Below are 18128 nucleotides of genomic sequence, written 5' to 3' on the forward strand. Positions count from 1 at the left end.
CGCCGGCCCGCCGGCCCCGGCGCTGACCCGGCAGGCGCGCCGGCGCAACAAGATCGTCGCGGTGACCGGGCTGACCATCGTCTGGATGCTGCTGTGGGGCACGTTCTCCTGGGCCAACCTGATCGGTGGGCTGGTGATCTCCGTGGGGCTGCTGGCGGTGTTCCCGCTGCCGCCGGTGACCTTCGCCGGGCGGATCCGCCCCGTGCCGCTCGCGCGGTTCTGGGTGCGTTTCCTGCGCGACCTCGTGGTCGCCTCCGTCCAGATCGCCCGGCTGGCGGTGCGGTTCGGGCACCCCCCGCTCAGCGCGATCATCGCCGTGCCGCTGCGGGTCAACACCGACCTCAACCTCACCCTGACCGCCGAGGCCCTGTCCCTGGTGCCCGGCAGCCTCATCATCGAGGCCGACCGGGCGACCGGGACCCTCTACGTGCACGTCATCGGCGTCCGCAGTCGCGACGAGGTCGAGCGGTTCCGGCAGGGCGTGCTGGACCTCGAGGCGCGGATCGTCGCCGCCGTCGGCTCGACCGAGGAACTGCGCCTCGTGACCCAACCTGACCCCGTCGGCCCGTCGGAGCCGGCCCAACCGGAAGGGGCATCCAGATGACAGTCGTCGCCGTGACCGTCGCCGCGCTGCTCGCCCTGGCCGTCGGACTCACCCTCGTCCGCATCATCCGCGGGCCGTCCATCCTCGACCGTGCCGTGGCCACCGACGTCCTGCTCGCCGTGGTCGTCGCCGCCATCGCCACCGAGGTCGCCTACAGCCGCGACGCGACCGCGCTGCCCGTGCTGGTCGTGCTCGCGATCCTCGGGTTCGTGGGCTCCGTCAGCGTCGCCCGGTTCGCTGCCCGGAAGACCGACAAGTGACGCTCGACGCCGTCCTCGACATCATCGCCGCGGTCTGCCTGATCGCCGGCGCGCTGCTCTGCGTGGCCGCCGGTGCGGCCCTGGTGCGCTTCCCCGACCTGCTCACCCGGATGCACGCGGCGGCCAAGCCCCAGGTGCTCGGCCTGCTGCTCGTCATGCTCGGCTGCGCGCTGCGCCTGCGTACCGGCGTGGACATCACGACCCTCGTGCTCGTCGGCGCCTTCCAGCTCGCCACCGCGCCCGTCGCGGCGCACATGGTGGGGCGGGCCGGCTACCCGCACGACGAGATCCGCCGGGACCTGCTGATCACCGACGAGCTCGCGGCCCACCTGGACCGGATCAGCGTCGACCGCTCCTGAACCGACCCGCCGGGGCCGGCGCGTCCACCCTCACGGCAGGCATCGACATATTTGCATGTGTTGCCGGTCCTCGTGTATGAAGGCGGAAAGCACTTCTGGGTGCTTGCTTCTGGGAGGAGCGACGATGAAACATGCCCTGCGCCGCCTACGGACGGCAGCGGTCTCGCTCGGTGCCTGCACACTCGGGCTGAGCCTGCTGTCGGTGCCGGCCGCCGAGGCGTCCTCGGCCCGACCTCTCGCACCGCAGTCCCAGCGGGCACCCGAATCGGAGCAGTTCTCGGCCGAGGGCGTCACGACGGTCGGCGAGCTGCGCACCGTCGACGGCGCGCTGACCGCCGCCAGCGACGGCGGGACGCAGGTCATCAGCCACCCCGGCGCCTCGTACGTGAAGGTGCACTTCAGTGCGCTGCGACTGGCCCACGGCGACTACGTGACGGTGGCGAGCCCCGACGGCCGGGAGAGCCACCGCTACGACCGCTACCTGAACCGGGCGACCGGCTCGGACTACACCACCGACGGGCAGCCGGGCTTCTGGGCGATGTCGGTGGAGGGCGACACCGCGGTGGTGACGCTGCACGGCAGCCGTTCCTCCCGTGGCAACGTCGCGACCATCGACCGGTTCTGGCGCGGCTACGACCGCGCGGAGATCGCCCAGCACAACTTCTCCACGCAGTCCGTCTGCAGCACCGACGCCCGCCGCGACGCGGTCTGCTACCAGAGCAGCCACCCCAACGAGTACGCCCGCGGCAGGGCGGTCGCGCGGCTGCTGATCAGCGGCGGCGGGATGTGCACCACCTGGCGGGTCGGCGACACCAACCGGATGCTGACCAACAAGCACTGCTTCTCGACCCAGTCCGCCGTCACCGGCAGCGAGATGCAGTTCAACTACCAGTGCGCCACCTGCGGCGGCGCGAACCCCGGCGCCGGCACCAAGGTCAGCGGCGCCACCCTCTACAAGGTGAGCAGCGGCGGCTCAAACCAGCTGGACTACACCCTGTTCTCGGTGAACAACTTCGCCAACATCCAGACCTTCGGCACGCTCTACCTGGCGACGACGGCCACCACCACCGGCACGCGGATGTACATCCCGGGGCACGGCGACGGCAGCCCGAAGCGGCTGTCGATCTTCGAGGACACCCAGAACGGCGCGACGTGCACGGTCAAGAACTCGAACTACAACAGCTGGAACATCAGCTACAGCTGCGACACCTCCGGCGGTAACTCGGGTTCGCCGGTGCTGAACGCCAGCCACCGGGTGATCGCCCTGCACCACCTCGGCGGCTGCCCGTCGAACCAGGGCGCGAAGGCGCACCTGATCTACAACGAGATCGCCAGCCTGATCGACAACGGCTGACCAGCGGCTGACAGGCGCGGGCCGCCGGGGCGCACCACACGCCCCGGCGGCCCGTCGGCGCCGGGCACCCCAGCGCCGCGCGCGGGCCGGGCGCCCAGCCGCGGGCGGGCCGTGCCATCAGCCACGGGGCGGCCCTGCCGCCAGCCACGGGACGCCCTGCCATCAGCCACGAGGCGGCCCTGCCGCCAGGCGTCGGCGCGGGAAGGAAAGCGGGGGCGACCGCCGAGAAAATCTGGGTCCAAACCGCTAGACATTCTCTCCACACCCGGCTAGTGTTCCTGTCGTAGCCAAGAGAGATCGTCAAGGACGCAGACGACAAGACCGAGCGATACGCAGGGCCCCGGAAACATGTCGTGGCCCGCTCGGCGCGGCGGTGGGGAGTGTCGACCACCGCACGCAGCAAGGAAAGGCACGTGGAAGTGGCACGTAAGACCCTGGCGTAATTCCAGGTCAGGGCACGCGGGTGGGCCAGTGCTGGTTCAGGGCTCGCCTGGCAGGACAATCCGTCGCACGTGGACGGGGCCATGAAGTCGCGTGGGGCTCCGACACCGGCGGGCAGCACGACAGGCAAGGAAACCGGAAGCAGAGGAAAGGGAGGGCCGAGCACCGTTGGATCGCCCGTCTCCAGGACGCAGTTCGACCCTGGAGCTGGACACCGCAGTTTCCATCGAACGAGAGGTGGTCTCCGGTCACGCTTATGCGATCCTCGCACCCCAGCCCGCCGCTGGCGGCAGGTGCGGATACGACAATCCGACGAGAGTGTCGGTAGATGGTGTTTTGACCCGTAACCCTGGGCCCCGGCGCGAACAGCGCCGGGGCCCTCGTCACGGAGAGGTGTGTGCATGGCCCAACCCGACGACATGTTCGGTGACGACGACTACCCCGCCTACACGATGGGCCGCGCCGCGGAGATCACCGGAGCCTCGCAGGACTTCCTGCGTCGCCTCGACGAGGCGAAACTGATCACCCCGTTCCGATCGGCCGGCGGCCACCGCCGCTACTCCCGTTACCAGTTGCGCCTCGCCGCGCGGGCCCGGGAGATGGTCGACCAGGGCACCGCCCTGGAAGCCGCCTGCCGGATCATCATCCTCGAAGACCAGCTCGAAGAGGCCCTCCGGCACAACCGGAACCGCCAGACCTGACGGCAGGCGGCCGGTTCCCGTCCCGTCGCCCTACGGTCCTCCCTCGGCAGGGGGGACCGTTCGTCGTACCCGCCCCCGACGGGCGGGCCGTTCGACACCGCGCGGCGTCGGCGCCCGCCGGTCAGCCGGCGGTGGACCGGTTGCAGGCGGAGAGGACGGCACGCACCTGCGCACCCGCCGACGAGTCGTCCACACCGACCCCCCACAGCGTGCGGTCCCGGATCCGGCACTCGACGTAGGCCGCGACGCCACCCTGGCCGTCGGCGAGTGGCTGTTCCTGCTGTTCGAGCAGTTCGACGGGGAGCCCCGCGCCGGCCAGCGCGGCGGCGAGCGCCGCCGACGGAGTGCGTCCCACGCCGACCCGTTCGCCGCTCCCGCCGGCCGAGGTGAAGGTGCCGACGAACCGGTAGCCCTCCACCGCCGCGCCGGCGACCCGCCAGTCGTCGACCGTGACCGGGCCGTCCGGGTCCAGGTAACGGCCCCGGAAGAGGTCCCAGAGCTGCTTGGCGGTGACCTCCGCCCCGCTGGCGTCGCTGACGTCCTGCACGAACCGGGAGAACTCGATCTGCAACCGCCGGGGCAGCCGCAGCCCCCGCGTCTGGTGCAGCAGATGGGCGATGCCGCCCTTGCCGGACTGGCTGTTGATGCGCACCACCGCCGCGTAGTCGCGGCCGACGTCCGACGGGTCGATCGGCAGGTACGGCACCTCCCAGGGCACCTCGTGCGCCGGCACCCCGAGCTCCTCGGCCCGTCGACGGTGGCGGGCCAGTCCCTTGCTGATCGCGTCCTGGTGGGTGCCGGAGAAGGCCGTGTAGACGAGGTCGCCACCGTAGGGGTGCCGCTCCGGCACCACCATCCGGTTGCAGTACTCGGCGGTACGGCGCACCTCGTCGATGTCGCTCAGGTCCAGCATGGGGTCGACACCCTGCGAGTGCAGGTTGAGCGCCAGGGTGACCAGGTCGACGTTGCCGGTCCGCTCCCCGTTGCCGAACAGGCAGCCCTCCACCCGCTCGGCACCGGCGAGCAACGCCAACTCCGCGGCGGCGACCCCGGTGCCCCGGTCGTTGTGCGGATGCACGGAGAGGATGACGCCGTCGCGGCGGGCGAGCTGGCGCGACATGTACTCGATCTGGTCGGCGAAGAGGTTGGGTGTGGTCGTCTCCACCGTCGTCGGCAGGTTCAGCCGGACGGGGCGCTGCGGGCACGCGTCCCAGAGCGCGGTCAGCGCGTCGCAGACCTCCAGCACGTAGTCCGGCTCGGTCAGGTTGAAGACCTCCGGCGAGAACTGGAAGTGCAGGTCCACCCCCGGATACCGCGCGGCGCAGCGCAGCACGTCCTCGCCGGCCGAGACGATCAGCTTCAACACCTCGGCGCGGGTTCCCCTGAGGACGACCTCCCGCCAGACGGGCGCGGTCGCCACGCAGAGATGGATCACCGCCCGGGGATAGCCGGCGACGGCCTCGAAGGTCCGCTCGACCAGGTCACGGCGGCCCGGGGTGAAGACGACAGGGGTGACGTCGTCGGGGATGGCGGCCTCGTCGGCAAGATGACGCGCGAACTCGAAGTCGGCCAGGCTGGCCGACGGGTAGCCGACCTCGATCTCCTTGAATCCGATCCGGAGCAGCGTGTCGAACATGCGCCGCTTGCGTACGGGATCCATCGGCTCGGCCAACGCCTGGTTGCCGTCGCGCAGGTCCACCGAGGCCCAGAGCGGGGCCCGTACGAGCCGGCGGTCCGGCCAGGTGCGTCCACGCAGCGGAATCTCGATCCGTTCGTCCGCCGGCTGGTAGCGGGCGTACCGCATGGGGCTGGGCCGCTGAGGGTTCCAGTGCGGGGTCGACCCCGCACCCGGACGCGGCGATGACTGATCGGAGGGTTCCGCAATGGTTGGCATTTTGCCCCGTCTCTCCCTCGTCGAGGCTGGTCGACGTCACATCGAGGCGCACCGGCCAGGCCAAATGGGTGTGTCGCCGACGGTTGCCGGCCGCGGTGGACCAGCCGCCCACCCGCGCGGGGCCCGTCGATCGGCCCCGCCGGGACCGGTGGTGGCGCGGGCGTTGCTGGCATGCTGTCCGGTATGCGATCACGAGTGACTGGAATGTGGTGGGGTACCGCGATCGAGGCCCCGGACCCGGGGGCCCTCGCCCGCTTCTACTCCTCGCTGCTGGGCTGGCCGATAACGCACGAGGAACCGGGCACGACGGTGCTCGGCACGCCGGGCAACGCGTTCCTCGTCTTCGAGCAGGCGGACGACTACCGGTCACCGGTCTGGCCGCCCGCCGCCGGCGACCAACGTCCGATGATGCATCTCGACTTCCAGGTCGGCGACCTCGACGACGCGCAGGCCGAGGCGCTCGCGCTCGGCGCGACGCTCGCCGAATACCAACCGCAGGAGAACGTCCGCGTCCTGTTCGACCCCGTCGGGCACCCCTTCTGCCTCTGCCGCGACGACGGCTGACCCGGTCGTCACAGCCGGAAGGTGCGCACGACGAGCGTCTCCCCGGCCAGCACCGGCCAGCCCGACCAGCTCGCCTCCGGCGGGAGGGCGGGCGCGCCGGCGGCGGCGGGCAGGGTCGCCGAGGTGGACACCACCCGGACGGGCAGCGGCCCGGCCCCGCGTACCCGCAGCGTGAGGTCGATGCCGTCCGCGGGCGGCGCGGTGTAGCGGAAGCCCCAGCGCCACGGCGCGGCCTCGGCCGGCACGGTCAGCCCACCGGCGATGGTGGCGCCGTCCACCGTCGCGCCGAGGATCTCGTGGGCCGAGGTGTCGGCGTACACGTCGACGCGGTAGGCGCCGGCCGGCGCCGTCACCCGCAGCGTGCGGACCCCGCTCTCCGCCGAGGGCGACCCGGTCACCTCGGGCCGGGCCAGGTTGGCCACGACCGGGGCCGGCCCGGCGTGCAGCGACCAGCCGAGGAACGGCGGCACCCGCTCGTCGAGCCGGACCGGACCGGCCGTGACCAGCCGGCCGATCCCCGGTTGCCCCGGCCCGCCGGCGCTCACCCAGGTGGCGGTGCCGGTGTCGGTCTCCAGGACGTAGGCGAGGCTCACCGGTTGCGGCCGGGTCCGGTCGTAGCTGTCGGTCGCCACCCCCGCACCGGCGATCGCGACGCAGGCCACGGCGAGCACCGCCATCGCGGTGGTGAGCGTGCGGCGGCGCGGCAGCGGCTCGATCGCCGGAATCAGCAGGGCGGCCAGCAACGCCCCGAGCAGCAGCGGCACCACGGTCAGCCCGGGGCCGAGCGCCGGCAGCAGGAGCAGGCCGACAGGCGTCATCAGCGCCACGGCCGGCAGTGCGCCGGCGAACGGCGCCAGCGTCCGGACGGGGGAACCGGGGGCGGCGAAGCGCAGGGCCGCGAGGTGGGCGGCCACCCCGATCAGGGCCGGCCAGGTGAACAGGTAGGCGCCGCCGGGCAGCAGCAGGGCGAGCACGAGACCGAGCACGACGAACCAGCCGAGCACGGCGAGGGCGACCTCGGCGGCTGTCGCCCTGCGCCGCGCCCAGCGATACCAGGCGACGAGCAGGACGAGCAGGAGCAGCGCCTCCGCGAGGGCGTACCGGCCGGGACGGTGGATGCCGGCCAGCGCGACCAGGAAGTCCGGCCGGGCCACGGTCAGCAGCCACCAGCCGCCGAAACCGGCGATCGCCGCGCCGGGGACGACCACCGCCAGCCCCGCGGCGGCGCGTCCGGCTCCGCCCGGTCGCAGCCCGCGCCGGCGGCCGACCCACAGGAGCAGCACGTAGCCCGCCACGGCCAGGGCCGCCAGCGGAAGCGTCAGCCACTGCGGGTAGGCGACAACCGCGCCGAACAGCGAGAAGTACGTGGCCTCGGGCGCGCGCTGCGGGATCTCTGCGGCGGCCAGGTGGCGGGCGGCGGCCAGCACGGCGTCGCCCATCGACTGCACGCTGCGGTGGTCGAGGTGCGCGATGTCGTCGTGCGGCGTGTGGTAGCTCGCGGCGCCCCCGATGAAGGCGAAGTTGAGCCCCCGGATGCCGCCCGCCCGCAGCGCCGTCAAATCGGTGTCGTTGGGCAGCACCTGGTAGACGGCATCGGCGAGCGAGGTCGTGACCGCACCGGCCGCCCGGACCGCAGGTGCCAGGCCCTCGCCGGTGACCTGGAACATCACGGCCGGTCCGGAGTTGCCGCGCGCTTCGAGGTTGAGCGCGACGACGCGTCGCGGATCCCCGGCCACGCCGGAGTCGACGAACGCCTGCGCACCGAGCAGCCCCTGCTCCTCGCCGTCGGTGAAGAGCACCTCGACGTCGTTGGCGGGCCTCGGCCCGGCCAGCAGCGCACGGGCCACCTCGATGACGGTGGCGACGTTCGAGCCGCTGTCGGCGGCACCCGGGCCCGTCGGCACCGAGTCGTAGTGCGTGACCAGCAGGACCCGCCCGCCGCCGGGCCGCGAGCCGGGCAGCACGGCGTGGATGTTGGTGACGGTGCCGACCGTGGCACGGCCCGACCCGGACGCCCGGGTGGCCACCCGGGTCTCCGTCCGCGGTTCGAGGCCGAGCCCGCGCAGCTCGCCGACCAGGTAGGCGCGGACGGTCGCCGACGCGGCGGAGCCGGTCGGGTGCGGCACCGACGCGATGCCGTCGAGCAGCGCCACGGCGCGGTCGGCGGAGAACTCGCCGGCGGGCGCGGACGACGGCACGGGCGCGGGCGCGCGTAGCTGGAGCGCGGACGCCACGCCGACCAGCAACAGCAGGACCAGCGCGGCGAGGGCGGCGCGGCGGTGCCCCGGCGCCCTGGTCACGCCCGGCGCCGGCTCGGCGACCCCGTGTTCGGCCTGGAGCTGACTCATCTGCGACCGCCGTCCCGTCTGGAGTACCGACCCTGTCGATGGTCGGAGACCGGCCCGGGATGCGGGATTCCCCGCTTCCCGGGACACCGCGCCGCGCGGGCGGGCGCTCAGGCCGCCGGGTCCACCGTCGGCGGCGGGGCGTCGAGCATCCGGCCCAGCAGGGCGGCCCGGGTCAGCTCGGCCTTGTTGCCCGGGCCGAGCTTGGCCCGGATGCGTTTGACGTACGTGTCGACGGTGTGCCGGCTGATGCCGAGGCGGGTGGCGATCTGCCCGTGGGTCAGCCCGCGGGCGATCTGCCGCAGCACCTGCTGCTCCCGCTCCGAGAGGTGGCAGCCCGCAGCCGTCTGCTCACCGGCCGGCGGCGGCTCGGCGTCGCCGGGGCGCGACCGGGAACCGGCCGTGACGGCCCGCACCGCCTGCACGACCCGCTCGCCGGACTCGTACCTGCTGACCACCCCGGCCGCGCCGGCCCGCAGGTAGTCGTCGCCGCCGGTGCCCCGCTCGCTGGTCAGCACGAGCACCGGCGTGTGGCCGGAGGTCCGTACCGCCGAGGCGACGTCGTCCGGCGAGCGCAGCGCGTCCGAGTCGAGCAGCAGGACGTCCGCCAGCCAGGACGGCTCGCCGGCGGCCGAGGTGCGCGCCCCGACGACCGTGATCCCCGCTTCCGTCAGGGTGTGCACCAGGCCGACCAGGAAGATCGGCGAAGCGATGAGAATGTCAGCTCTCAGCACGAGTCCCCCGTAGTTCGTCCCGTGGGCACCGCCCCGCGTTCGAGGACGCTAGCACCAGAACCGGCGGTCGGGGCGGGTGACGCCGCCAGCACGGCGACGACCGGGTGCCGGGGAACGCCGTGCCGGCGCCCGTTGCCGCCGGCCGGGCGTCGCCGGTTCCGGCGACAGGACCTGTCGCCGGCCCGCCCGTAGCGTCGCTGACACATGCAGGGCGGCCCGGGACGGCGCTTGCCGTGATCCGTGCTGCGGCCCGACGCCACGGACCAGGGGGACACGTGCTGGACTCGGACGACGCCATCGCGGTCGTCGGGCTCGCCGCCCGCGTCCCCGGTGCCGCCACCGTCGACCAATTCTGGCTCAACCTGATCCGCGGCCACCGTGCGGACCCGGCCCGGCGTCCGGCCGATCAGCAGGACGGCCGGCTGTTCCCGGAGGTCGCGCACGCCGCCGTCGAGAACGCGGGGTACGACCCGGCGACGATCGGTCCCGGCGCCGCGGTCTACGCGGCGACCGGGAGCGACCTGCCGGTCGCCGAGGACGCCGCCCGCCACCTGGACCTGCACGGCCCGAGCCTGAGCGTGCTCAGCTCCGGCCCCGGCGCCCTGGTCGCGTTGCAGGCGGCCTGCCAGTCGTTGCGGGTGGGGGACTGCGACGTGGCGATCGTCGGTGGGGTCTTCCTCCCGGCCGGCGCCGCCTGCGCGGTGGTGGTCAAGCGCCTGGCCGATGCCGTCACCGACCGGGACCGGATCCGCGCGGTGATCCGCGGCCTCGCGGTGACCAGCGACGGCGCGGCCCGGTACGGCGCGGGCCGGGCGGCCCTGACCGGCGCGGTGCTCGAGGCGATGGCCACGGCCGGGGCGCTGCCCGGCGACCTCTCGTACGTCGAGGTGTGCGCCGGGGACGCCGTCGAGGTGGCGGCGCTGACGGAGGCGTACACCCGGCTCGCCGGTCGCCCGCCGGCCGCCGGCGGCTGCGGCATCGGCTCCGTCGGGGACGCCGTCGGCGACCTCGGGCCGCTCACCGGACTCGTCGCACTGGTGAAGGTGGTGCTGGCCCTCGACCACGAGCAACTGCCGGCGGACGGCGCGACCGACGCGTTCGCCGACGCCGCGCCGTTCCTGCCGCAGGACCGGGTGGCGGCGTGGCCGCGCGAACCGGGACGGACCCGGGTCGCGGCGGTCAACTCGTCGGGCGGCGGCACGTCCGCGCACGTCGTGCTGGCGGAGGCGCCGCCGCGGGCATCCGTGTCGCACGACGGGCAGCCCCGGGTGCTGCTCTGGTCCGCGCACGACGCCGCCGACGAACGCCTCGTCCGCGACAGGCTCGCCCAGTACTTCGTCTGGCGCGGCGAGGAGGTGTTCGCCGACGCGGTGGCGACGCTCCAGCACGGCCGCGCCCGGCACCCGGTCCGCGCCGCCGCCGTCTGCACCGGCTCGCTGGACGCCGTCGCGGCGCTCGGTCGGGTGGACGGCGCCCGCGTGCTGACCGCGACCCGGCCGACCGGCGGACCCCGGCCGGTCGTGCTGTTCTTCCCCGGCACGGGGTCGCCGCGTGCCGCCTCCCGCCTCTACCGCGACCTGCCCGCGTTCGCCCGCGCCCTCGACGGCTGGCTCGGGCGGCTCGACGCCCCGGACCTGCCGGTGTGGCGGCGCTGGCGGGACGGCGCCGACGACCCGGCCGTGCTGTTCGCGGTGGAGGCCGCGCTCGCCGAGCTGTGGGTCGCGGCCGGGGTACGGCCGGCCGCCGTGCTCGGCGACGGGATCGGTGTGCTCGCCGCCGCCGCGACCGCCGGCATGCTCCGCCCGGCCGACGCCGCCGCCCTGGTGCGCGCGTGGGTGCTCGACCTGCCCGCGCCGGCCGGACCGGTCGCGGCGACGCCCGCGTTCCCGGTGCACGGCACGGCCCCCGCGGCCGGGACGGGCGGCCCCGACCTCGGCACGCCCGTGCCGGCCGCGCCGGATCGCCTGGCGGCGGCGGTGCGCGCCCTGCCCGCCGGCTGCCTGCTGGTGGAGGCCGGTCCCGCGTGGACGCTCCCGACCGCCGAGGCCAGCGTGCCGGCGGACGGCGCGCCGCTGCTGGCCGCGGCGGCCCGGCTCTGGGCCGAGGGCCACGACATCGACTGGGAGACGGTCGGGCAGGCGCCGCTGCGCCGCCGGATCGACCTGCCGGCCTACCCCTACCCGTCGGTCTCCGCCGGGCCACCGGAGCCGGTGCGACCGCTCGTCGCGGCGACGGCGCACCATGGCCGTCCGGCGAGGGTCGAGAGCCCGTGTTCCATCACCGTGCTGGAGCAGCCCGGGCCGGGGCCGCTCGTCCTGGCGCTGCCGTATGCCGGCGGGTCCGGCCGCGCGCTCCAGTCGCTCCGCCACCACCTGCCGGAGGGCTGCGGCTTCGCGCTTGTCGACCTGCCCGGGCACGGCGCACGGATGGGGCGCCCGTGCCTGCGCGACGCCGACGCGGTCGTGGACGCCATCGTCGAGGCGCTGCCGTCGCTTCCGTCGCGGCGGCTCGTGATCTTCGGCTACAGCCTCGGCGGCTCCATCGCGTACGAGCTGGCCGCGCGGCTCGCCGAGGCCGGTGCTCCCTGCGAGGGCATCGTGATCTGCGGTACCCGTGCGCCGCAGACGGGCGCCGGTCACCCGCCGATCGCGCATCTCACCGAGGGCGGCTCGTTCCTGCACGCCGCCGTCGCCATGGGCCTCGCGGCCCGCGAGATGATCGAGATGCCCGAGCTCGCGGACTGGTGTGCCGGCCCCCTGCAGGCCGACCTGTCCATGGTGGAGAGGTTCCCGGTCCATCCGCGGCGGGCGCCGCTGGAGGTGCCGGCGGCGATCATCGGCATGGGCAGCGACTGGCTCGTGCCGGAGCCCGCGCTGCGCGCCTGGGACGAGCTGTTCCTGCGCCCGCCGCTGCAACTGCGGGTCGCGGGCGGCCACCTGGTCGTGCACGAGCGCGAACAGGAGTTCGGCCGGACGGTCGGCATGGCACTGGAGCACGTGCTCGGCCCGACCGGCGACGGCAGCGCCCCGCGCCCGCCCGCCCGGCGTACGCCGAGCACGTCCGTACTCTGAGGAAGGTGTTCCGTGAGTCAGCTCACCGACTATCCGCCGGAGGCCTGGAACCGGACCGCGTACCCGTACCGGCGGGACATCGTGCCGGCCCGGCTCGTCGTCGAGGCCGCGCGCCGGGCCCCGGACGCCCCGGCGGTGCTGACCGCGCAGGGCACGGCATACACGTACGGTGAGCTGCTGACCGCGGCCAACCGGCTGGCCCGCCTGCTCGAGGAGCGGGGCGTGGGGCCGGGGGACCACGTGGGCGTGGTGGGCCGGCACCGGCCCGACACGGTGGTCGCCCTGCTCGGCGTCGCCCTCAGCGGCGCCGCCTTCGTGCCCTGCCACCCCGACTGGCCGGACAACCGCCTCGGGTACGTGCTCGGTTCCGCCGGCGCCCGCTGCCTCGTCGGCAACGCCGCCGACCTGGCCCGGGTCGACGGCACCCCGGGACTGACCGATCTCGTGCTGCTCGACGTGGCCGAGGAGGAACCGGCGCTGCTCCCCGACGCCGAGGAGGTGGCCCGCCGGTGGGACGCCGCCGGGCCCGACCAGCCCACCGGGGAGGACCTGGCGGCGTACGCGCGGCACGTGAGCGGCCTCGTGCTCGCCGACCGTCCCTCGTCGGTGCTCCAGATCGGCATCGGCTCCGGGGCGGTGCTGCGGCAGGTCGCCCCGCACGTCGACCTCTACGCCGGCCTCGACCCGGCGGACCGCGCCGTGCGCGACGCCTCGGCCTGGGCCGAGGACGAGGGGCTCTTCGTCGACCTGGTGCGTGGCCACGCGCACGAGGTCGCCGACCTGCTGCCCGGCTCGTTCGACACCGCGCTGGTGTCCGGCGTCGTCGGGCACCTCCCCGGGCTGTACCACCTGCGGGTGGTGCTCGACCGGCTCGCCGAGGTCGTCCGGCCCGGCGGTCGCGTCGTGCTCACCGACCTCCTGCCGCCCGGCGTCGCACCGGCCCCGGGGCTGCTGGTGCTGCCCGCGGAGTTTCCCGAGACGCTGCGCGGTGGCGTCTGGTCGCGGGTGGAGGTGCGCTCGCGTGCCGACGCCGACGGGTTGCCCGCCGACCTGGCGCGGCGCTACGACCTGGTCCTGCACCGGGCCGAGGAGCCGGCGACGATCATCGGGGGCGCCAACGGCGGCCCCCGGGTGTCCACCGGCTGGCACGTCGCCCGGCAGCCCGGCGAGGACCGGCCGCTGCGGGCCCGGCCCGGCGACGTCGCCTACGTGATCTACACGTCCGGCTCGACCGGACGGCCCAAGGGCGTGAGCGTCTCGAACACCGCGCTGGTCAACATGCTCGAATGGGTGACCAGGACGTTCGGGGTGAGCCCGGCGGACCGCATGCTCCAGGTCACCTCGTTCTGCTTCGACCTGTCCATCTACGACATCTTCGGGCTGCTCTCGGCGGGAGGCTCGATCCGGCTGGCCACCGACGAGGACCTGGCCGAGCCGGCCCGCCTCGCGCACCTGCTGCTCTCCGAGCCCATCACCTTCTGGAACTCCGCGCCCCCGCTGTTCGCCTGGGTGCTGCCGTTCCTGTCGACGGCCCGCACCGAGGGGCCGGGCCGCACGTCGATGCGGCTGATGTTCCTGGCCGGCGACTGGGTCGCGCTGTCCATGCCCGACGAGATCAAGACGATCTTCCCGAACGTTTCGATCGTCAACTACGGCGGCGCCACCGAGACGACCGTCTGGTCGACGTACCACGTCATCGAGCGGGTGGATCCCGGCTGGGCGAGCATCCCGTACGGCCGGCCCATGCAGAACGCGCGCTACTACGTCCTCGACGAGAACCGCGAGCCGACACCCGTCGACGTGCCGGGCGAGCTGTACGCCGCAGGCGACTGCCTCGCGCTGGGCTACCACGGCGACCCGGCGCAGACCGCCCAGCGCTTCGTGCCCGACCCGTTCGTGCCGGGCGAGCGCATGTACGCGTGCGGCGACCGTGGCCGTTGGCGGCCCGACGGCGAGTTGCAGTTCCTCGGCCGCGTCGACCACCAGGTCAAGATCCGCGGCTACCGGGTCGAACTCGGCGAGATCGAGTCGGTCATCACGGCGGTCGGCTCGGTGCGCGAGGCCGCCGTGGTGACGGTCGACCTCGCCGGGGCGCGGTCGCTGGCGGCCTTCTACACGTGCCGGCCGCCGGGCGCGCCGGTCGAGCTGGTCCAGGCGGCGCTGGTCGACAGGCTTCCGGAATACATGGTGCCGAGCCGGCTGTGCCTGCTCGACGAGCTACCGCTCACGCCGAACGGCAAGGTGGACCGGGCCGCGCTGGCGCAGACGGCCCTTGCCCGGGGGGCCACGCACTCACAGGGAGGCGGTGCCTGATGCGCGCCCACGAGGTGGACGAGGGCAACGGCACCACGTCGGTTGCCGCCCGGGTACGGCTCGCGTGGGCCGAGATCGTCGGGCAGCGGCCCGACGGCACGGTCCCCGAGGACCAGGCCTTCCTCTCGGCCGGGGGCCACTCGCTGGCCGCGGCGCGGCTGATCGCCCGGTTGCGCGGCGACGTCGCGGTCGACGTGCCGATGTCGGCGATCCTGCGCGACGACCCGACGCTGGCCCAGCTGGTCACGATGGTGACCGACCGCGCCGGCGCGCAGCCGGCCCCCGCGCCCGCGCCCGCGACACCCGTCGCGCCCGCACCGGAGGCGAGGACCGTCGTCTCCGCGCCGCTCGCCCCGACCCTGCGGCGCATCTGGACCTGGCACCGGCTGCACCCCGGGTCGCCGGCCTACAACGTGGTGCGGGTGCTGGCCGTCGCCGGCCGGGTGCAGCCGGCCGCGCTGCGGGCCGCGCTCGGCGACCTCAGCGAACGGCACGAGGCGCTGCGCTGCTCGGTGGCCGAGCCACGACCGGACCGCTGCGAGATCGTCGTCGCCGACCGGGTGAGCGTGCCCGTGGCCGTCGAGGTGCTCCGGGCCGGGGGCGGCGACGCGGAGCAGGCCGTCGACGAGGCCCTGCACCGGCTGGCCGACAAGCCGTTCCCGATGGCCGCGGCACCGCTGTGGCGGGTCGGGGTCGTCTACGTCCCGGCGCTCGACCGGACGTACCTGATCCTGGTCATGCACCACCTCATCTCGGACATGCGCTCGACCGACATCGTCCTGGCCGAGCTGGCCGAGGCGTACCGGCAGCGTCTCGCGGGCGCCGCCCCGGCCTTCGCCACCGCCGCGCCGAGCCTGCTCGCCCACCTGCGGCACGAGTCCGCGCTCGCCGGCACCCCGCGCTGGCGTGACGACCTGGACTGGTGGTCGCGGCGGCTCGCGGGGGCGGGCAACGCCGCGCCGCTGCCGCTGGCCGCCGCCGAGCGGGACGAGACCGTGCACGCCGCCTCGACACACAGCGTCGCGCTGCCCCGGGACCGGTCGGCGGCGCTGGACGAGGCGCTGCGGACCCGGCGGCTCACCCCGGCGCTGTTCTTCCTGACCGTCGCCGGTGCGGTGCTCTCCGCCTGGGCCGGCCCGGGCCGCGCCGAGGTGGTCGGCCTGCCCAGCGTGCGGGTCAGCCGGCCGGAGGACGAGCGACTCGTCGGTTTCCTGCTGGACACGCTCCCGCTGCCGATCGAGCCGGACCGGGCGGGCAGCTTCCTGCGGGCGTACGCGATGGTGCGCGACGCGTACGCCGACGCCACCGACCACGCGCTGCCCCCGTTCGACGAGATCGTCGAGCGGCTGCGCCTGCCCCGCACGTCGCTCAGCCCGCTGATCCGCCTGTGGTTCAGCGACCTGACGCAGGCCGTCGCCCCGCCCACGTTCGGTGCCGCCGAGGTGACCGAGTACGACCTGCCGCCCGCGTGGTCGCTCTTCGACCTGGGCCTGTACCTGCGGCGCGGCCCCGACGGCTACCGCCTGCACCTGGTGAGCCCCCGAGGGCTGCTGGCACCGGCCGACACCGCCGCGCTGCTCGACCAGGTCGTGCGTACCGCCCACGCCGCGGCCGACGACCCGCAGCGCGCCCTCGGCGACCTGCTCGAAGCCCCACCGGGCGGCACCGGCACACCGGTGGCGCCGGTCGCCGAGGAGTCCACGCCGGAGCGGTTGCGGCGCACGGCCGGGGAACGGCCGGACGCCGTGGCGCTGACCGACGGGACGACGGTGCTCGGTTACCGGGCGTTGCACGACCTGGTCCGCCGGGAGGCCGAGCACCTGCGGGCACAGGCCGGACCGGGTGCCGTCGTGGCGCTTCCCGCCCGGCGGGACAGCCAGTTCGTCGTACGTCTGCTCGGTTGTCGCCAGGCCGGGGTGACGGCCGTGCCGGTCGACGCCGACTGGCCGGTCCGCCGCCGCGACGGCGCCTTCGCGGTGGCGGGCGTGACCTGGGCCTACCCGTGGTCGTCCGACGGCCCGGCCGAACCGGTGCCCGCCGCGACCGCCGCGCGTGGTGACGGTCCCGCGCACGTCCTGTTCACCTCCGGCACCACCGGCGAGCCGCTGCCGGTGCGCGTGCCCACCCCGGTCACCGAGGCCGCCGTCGACGACCTCGCCGCCCTGCTCGGCGTGGACGCCGGAGACCGGGTGTCGATGCTCAGCGGGCCGGCGCACGACCCGGTGCTGCGCGACCTCGGCCTCGCGCTGCGCTTCGGCGCCACGGTCTGCGTGCCCCCGCCCGGCGTCGCCGGCCACCCGGCCCGGGTCGCCGCCTGGCTGCGCGCCGAGCGGGTGACGGTGCTCAGCGCGACGCCCGCGCTGCTCGCGCTCGTCCTCGGCGCCGACCCGAGGCCGATGCCCGACCTGCGGGCGGTGATCTGCGGTGGGTCGCCGCTGTCCGCGACCACCGCCGCGCTCGTGCGGGCCTGCGCGCCCGGTGCCACGCTCCTCAACGGCTACGGCTGCACGGAGACGCCGCAGCTCGTGGTCGCGCACGCCATCGCGCCGGGTGGGCCGCTGCCGCCGACCGCCGAGGTGCCGATCGGCGTCCCGCTGCCCGGACGGCACGTCGAGGTGCGGGCCACGGACGGCCGGCGCTGCGACGCCGGCCACCTCGGCGAGCTGTGGGTCGCCGGGCCGCACCTCGCGGACGGCTACGTCGGCCGGGCCGCCATCGACCGGTTCGTGACCGACGCCGAGGGCCGGCGCTGGTTGCGTACCGGCGACCTGGCCCGCCGCGACGCGGCTGGTCTGCTGCACCTGGCCGGCCGCACCGACCGGCAGGTGCTGGTCAACGGCTACCGGGTGATGCTGGAGGAACTGGAGTCGGTGGCGCGCGGCTTCGCCGGGGTCACCGACGCGGTCGCCGAGGTCGTCGGCGACGACCGGGGGCAGGCCGTCCGGGTCTGGGTGCAGCGGTCCGCGGAGGCCGTGGTCGTCGCCGACGACCTGCGCGCCCACCTGGCCGCGATGCTGCCGCCCGGCACCGTGCCGGCCCGGGTCGTCGTCGTGGACCGCCTGGACCTCGGCGAGACGCTCAAACCCGAGGCGCCGCGGTTCGAGCCGGCGGCCCCCGCCGGCGCGGGCCCGGTGGCGACCGACGCGCGACTGCGGCAGCTCGCCGAGTCGGTGCTCGGCCGGCCGTTCGACCCGGCGGCGAACTTCTTCGACGCGGGCTTCACGTCGGTGTCGCTGCTGCGGATGAGCGCCGAGCTGGGCGACCTGCTCGGCCGCCCGGTGGACGCCGTCAGCCTGTTCCACCATCCGAACCTGCGGGCGCTGGGCACGTTCCTGTTCGGCCCGCCCGAGGCGGCGCCGGCCGCCCCCGACGGCGCGGCGGTGTCCGTGGCCGACCGGTCGGACCGGCTGGCCCGGATGCGCGCCAGCCGTCGCCAGGTGCGGACGTGGATCCAGGAGTCCGCGTCCGGGCCGCAGTGAGCGGGAGAC

General features: G+C 74.9%; 12 protein-coding genes. 9 read left to right on the forward strand and 3 right to left on the reverse strand.

Annotation, left to right across the window (positions count from 1 at the left end; translation table 11 throughout):
- Positions 1 to 22: 22 nt before the first annotated feature.
- From ACQ452_RS02810 to ACQ452_RS02830, 5 genes are all read left to right on the forward strand, one after another.
- Positions 23 to 604: a Na+/H+ antiporter subunit E gene (locus tag ACQ452_RS02810; protein ID WP_433393953.1), complete on the forward strand. Its 582-nt coding sequence runs from the start codon at positions 23 to 25 to the stop codon at positions 602 to 604.
- On the forward strand, positions 601 to 864 hold the full coding sequence (locus ACQ452_RS02815) for a monovalent cation/H+ antiporter complex subunit F (RefSeq protein ID WP_433389459.1): 264 nt from the start codon (positions 601 to 603) through the stop codon (positions 862 to 864). The genes ACQ452_RS02810 and ACQ452_RS02815 overlap by 4 nt, the downstream gene beginning before the upstream one ends.
- Positions 861 to 1223: a monovalent cation/H(+) antiporter subunit G gene (gene mnhG / locus ACQ452_RS02820; RefSeq protein ID WP_433389460.1), complete on the forward strand. Its 363-nt coding sequence runs from the start codon at positions 861 to 863 to the stop codon at positions 1221 to 1223. Before ACQ452_RS02815 ends, mnhG begins: the two co-directional genes overlap by 4 nt.
- A 124-nt stretch (positions 1224 to 1347) precedes the next feature.
- Positions 1348 to 2577 (forward strand): trypsin-like serine peptidase, encoded by a 1230-nt coding sequence (locus ACQ452_RS02825; protein WP_433389461.1) that lies wholly within the window; start codon positions 1348 to 1350, stop codon positions 2575 to 2577.
- A gap of 842 nt (positions 2578 to 3419) precedes the next feature.
- Entirely contained in the window at positions 3420 to 3719 is a 300-nt protein-coding gene (locus tag ACQ452_RS02830) for a MerR family transcriptional regulator (protein ID WP_433389462.1), read from the forward strand.
- 121 nt (positions 3720 to 3840) lie between these two features.
- Here ACQ452_RS02830 and ACQ452_RS02835 read toward each other — a convergent pair whose 3' ends face one another.
- Positions 3841 to 5613 (reverse strand): 2-isopropylmalate synthase, encoded by a 1773-nt coding sequence (locus ACQ452_RS02835; protein ID WP_433389463.1) that lies wholly within the window; start codon positions 5611 to 5613, stop codon positions 3841 to 3843.
- Between the two features lie 204 nt (positions 5614 to 5817).
- Between ACQ452_RS02835 and ACQ452_RS02840 the strand changes: the two genes are divergently transcribed.
- Positions 5818 to 6177 carry a VOC family protein gene (locus tag ACQ452_RS02840; RefSeq protein WP_433389464.1) on the forward strand — a complete coding sequence of 120 codons (360 nt, stop codon included), beginning with the start codon at positions 5818 to 5820 and terminating at the stop codon, positions 6175 to 6177.
- Positions 6178 to 6185: 8 nt separating this feature from the next.
- Here the strand turns inward: ACQ452_RS02840 and ACQ452_RS02845 are convergent, their stop codons facing one another.
- On the reverse strand, positions 6186 to 8525 hold the full coding sequence (locus ACQ452_RS02845; RefSeq protein ID WP_433389465.1) for a M20/M25/M40 family metallo-hydrolase: 2340 nt from the start codon (positions 8523 to 8525) through the stop codon (positions 6186 to 6188).
- A gap of 107 nt (positions 8526 to 8632) precedes the next feature.
- A complete protein-coding gene (locus tag ACQ452_RS02850) occupies positions 8633 to 9256 on the reverse strand; it encodes a LuxR C-terminal-related transcriptional regulator (protein WP_433389466.1) in 624 nt (207 codons plus the stop codon).
- A gap of 275 nt (positions 9257 to 9531) precedes the next feature.
- On the opposite strand from ACQ452_RS02850, the gene ACQ452_RS02855 reads away from it, so the two are divergent.
- The 3 genes from ACQ452_RS02855 to ACQ452_RS02865 are packed head-to-tail and all read left to right on the forward strand — an operon-like array spanning position 9532 to position 18119.
- Positions 9532 to 12327 carry a thioesterase domain-containing protein gene (locus ACQ452_RS02855; RefSeq protein WP_433389467.1) on the forward strand — a complete coding sequence of 932 codons (2796 nt, stop codon included), beginning with the start codon at positions 9532 to 9534 and terminating at the stop codon, positions 12325 to 12327.
- 12 nt (positions 12328 to 12339) lie between these two features.
- Entirely contained in the window at positions 12340 to 14640 is a 2301-nt protein-coding gene (locus ACQ452_RS02860) for an amino acid adenylation domain-containing protein (RefSeq protein WP_433389468.1), read from the forward strand.
- Positions 14640 to 18119: an AMP-binding protein gene (locus tag ACQ452_RS02865; RefSeq protein WP_433389469.1), complete on the forward strand. Its 3480-nt coding sequence runs from the start codon at positions 14640 to 14642 to the stop codon at positions 18117 to 18119. Before ACQ452_RS02860 ends, ACQ452_RS02865 begins: the two co-directional genes overlap by 1 nt.
- The last annotated feature ends 9 nt before the right edge of the window (positions 18120 to 18128 follow it).

The sequence above is a fragment of the Micromonospora sp. KLBMP9576 genome (assembly GCF_050941805.1).
Lineage (GTDB): Bacteria > Actinomycetota > Actinomycetes > Mycobacteriales > Micromonosporaceae > Micromonospora.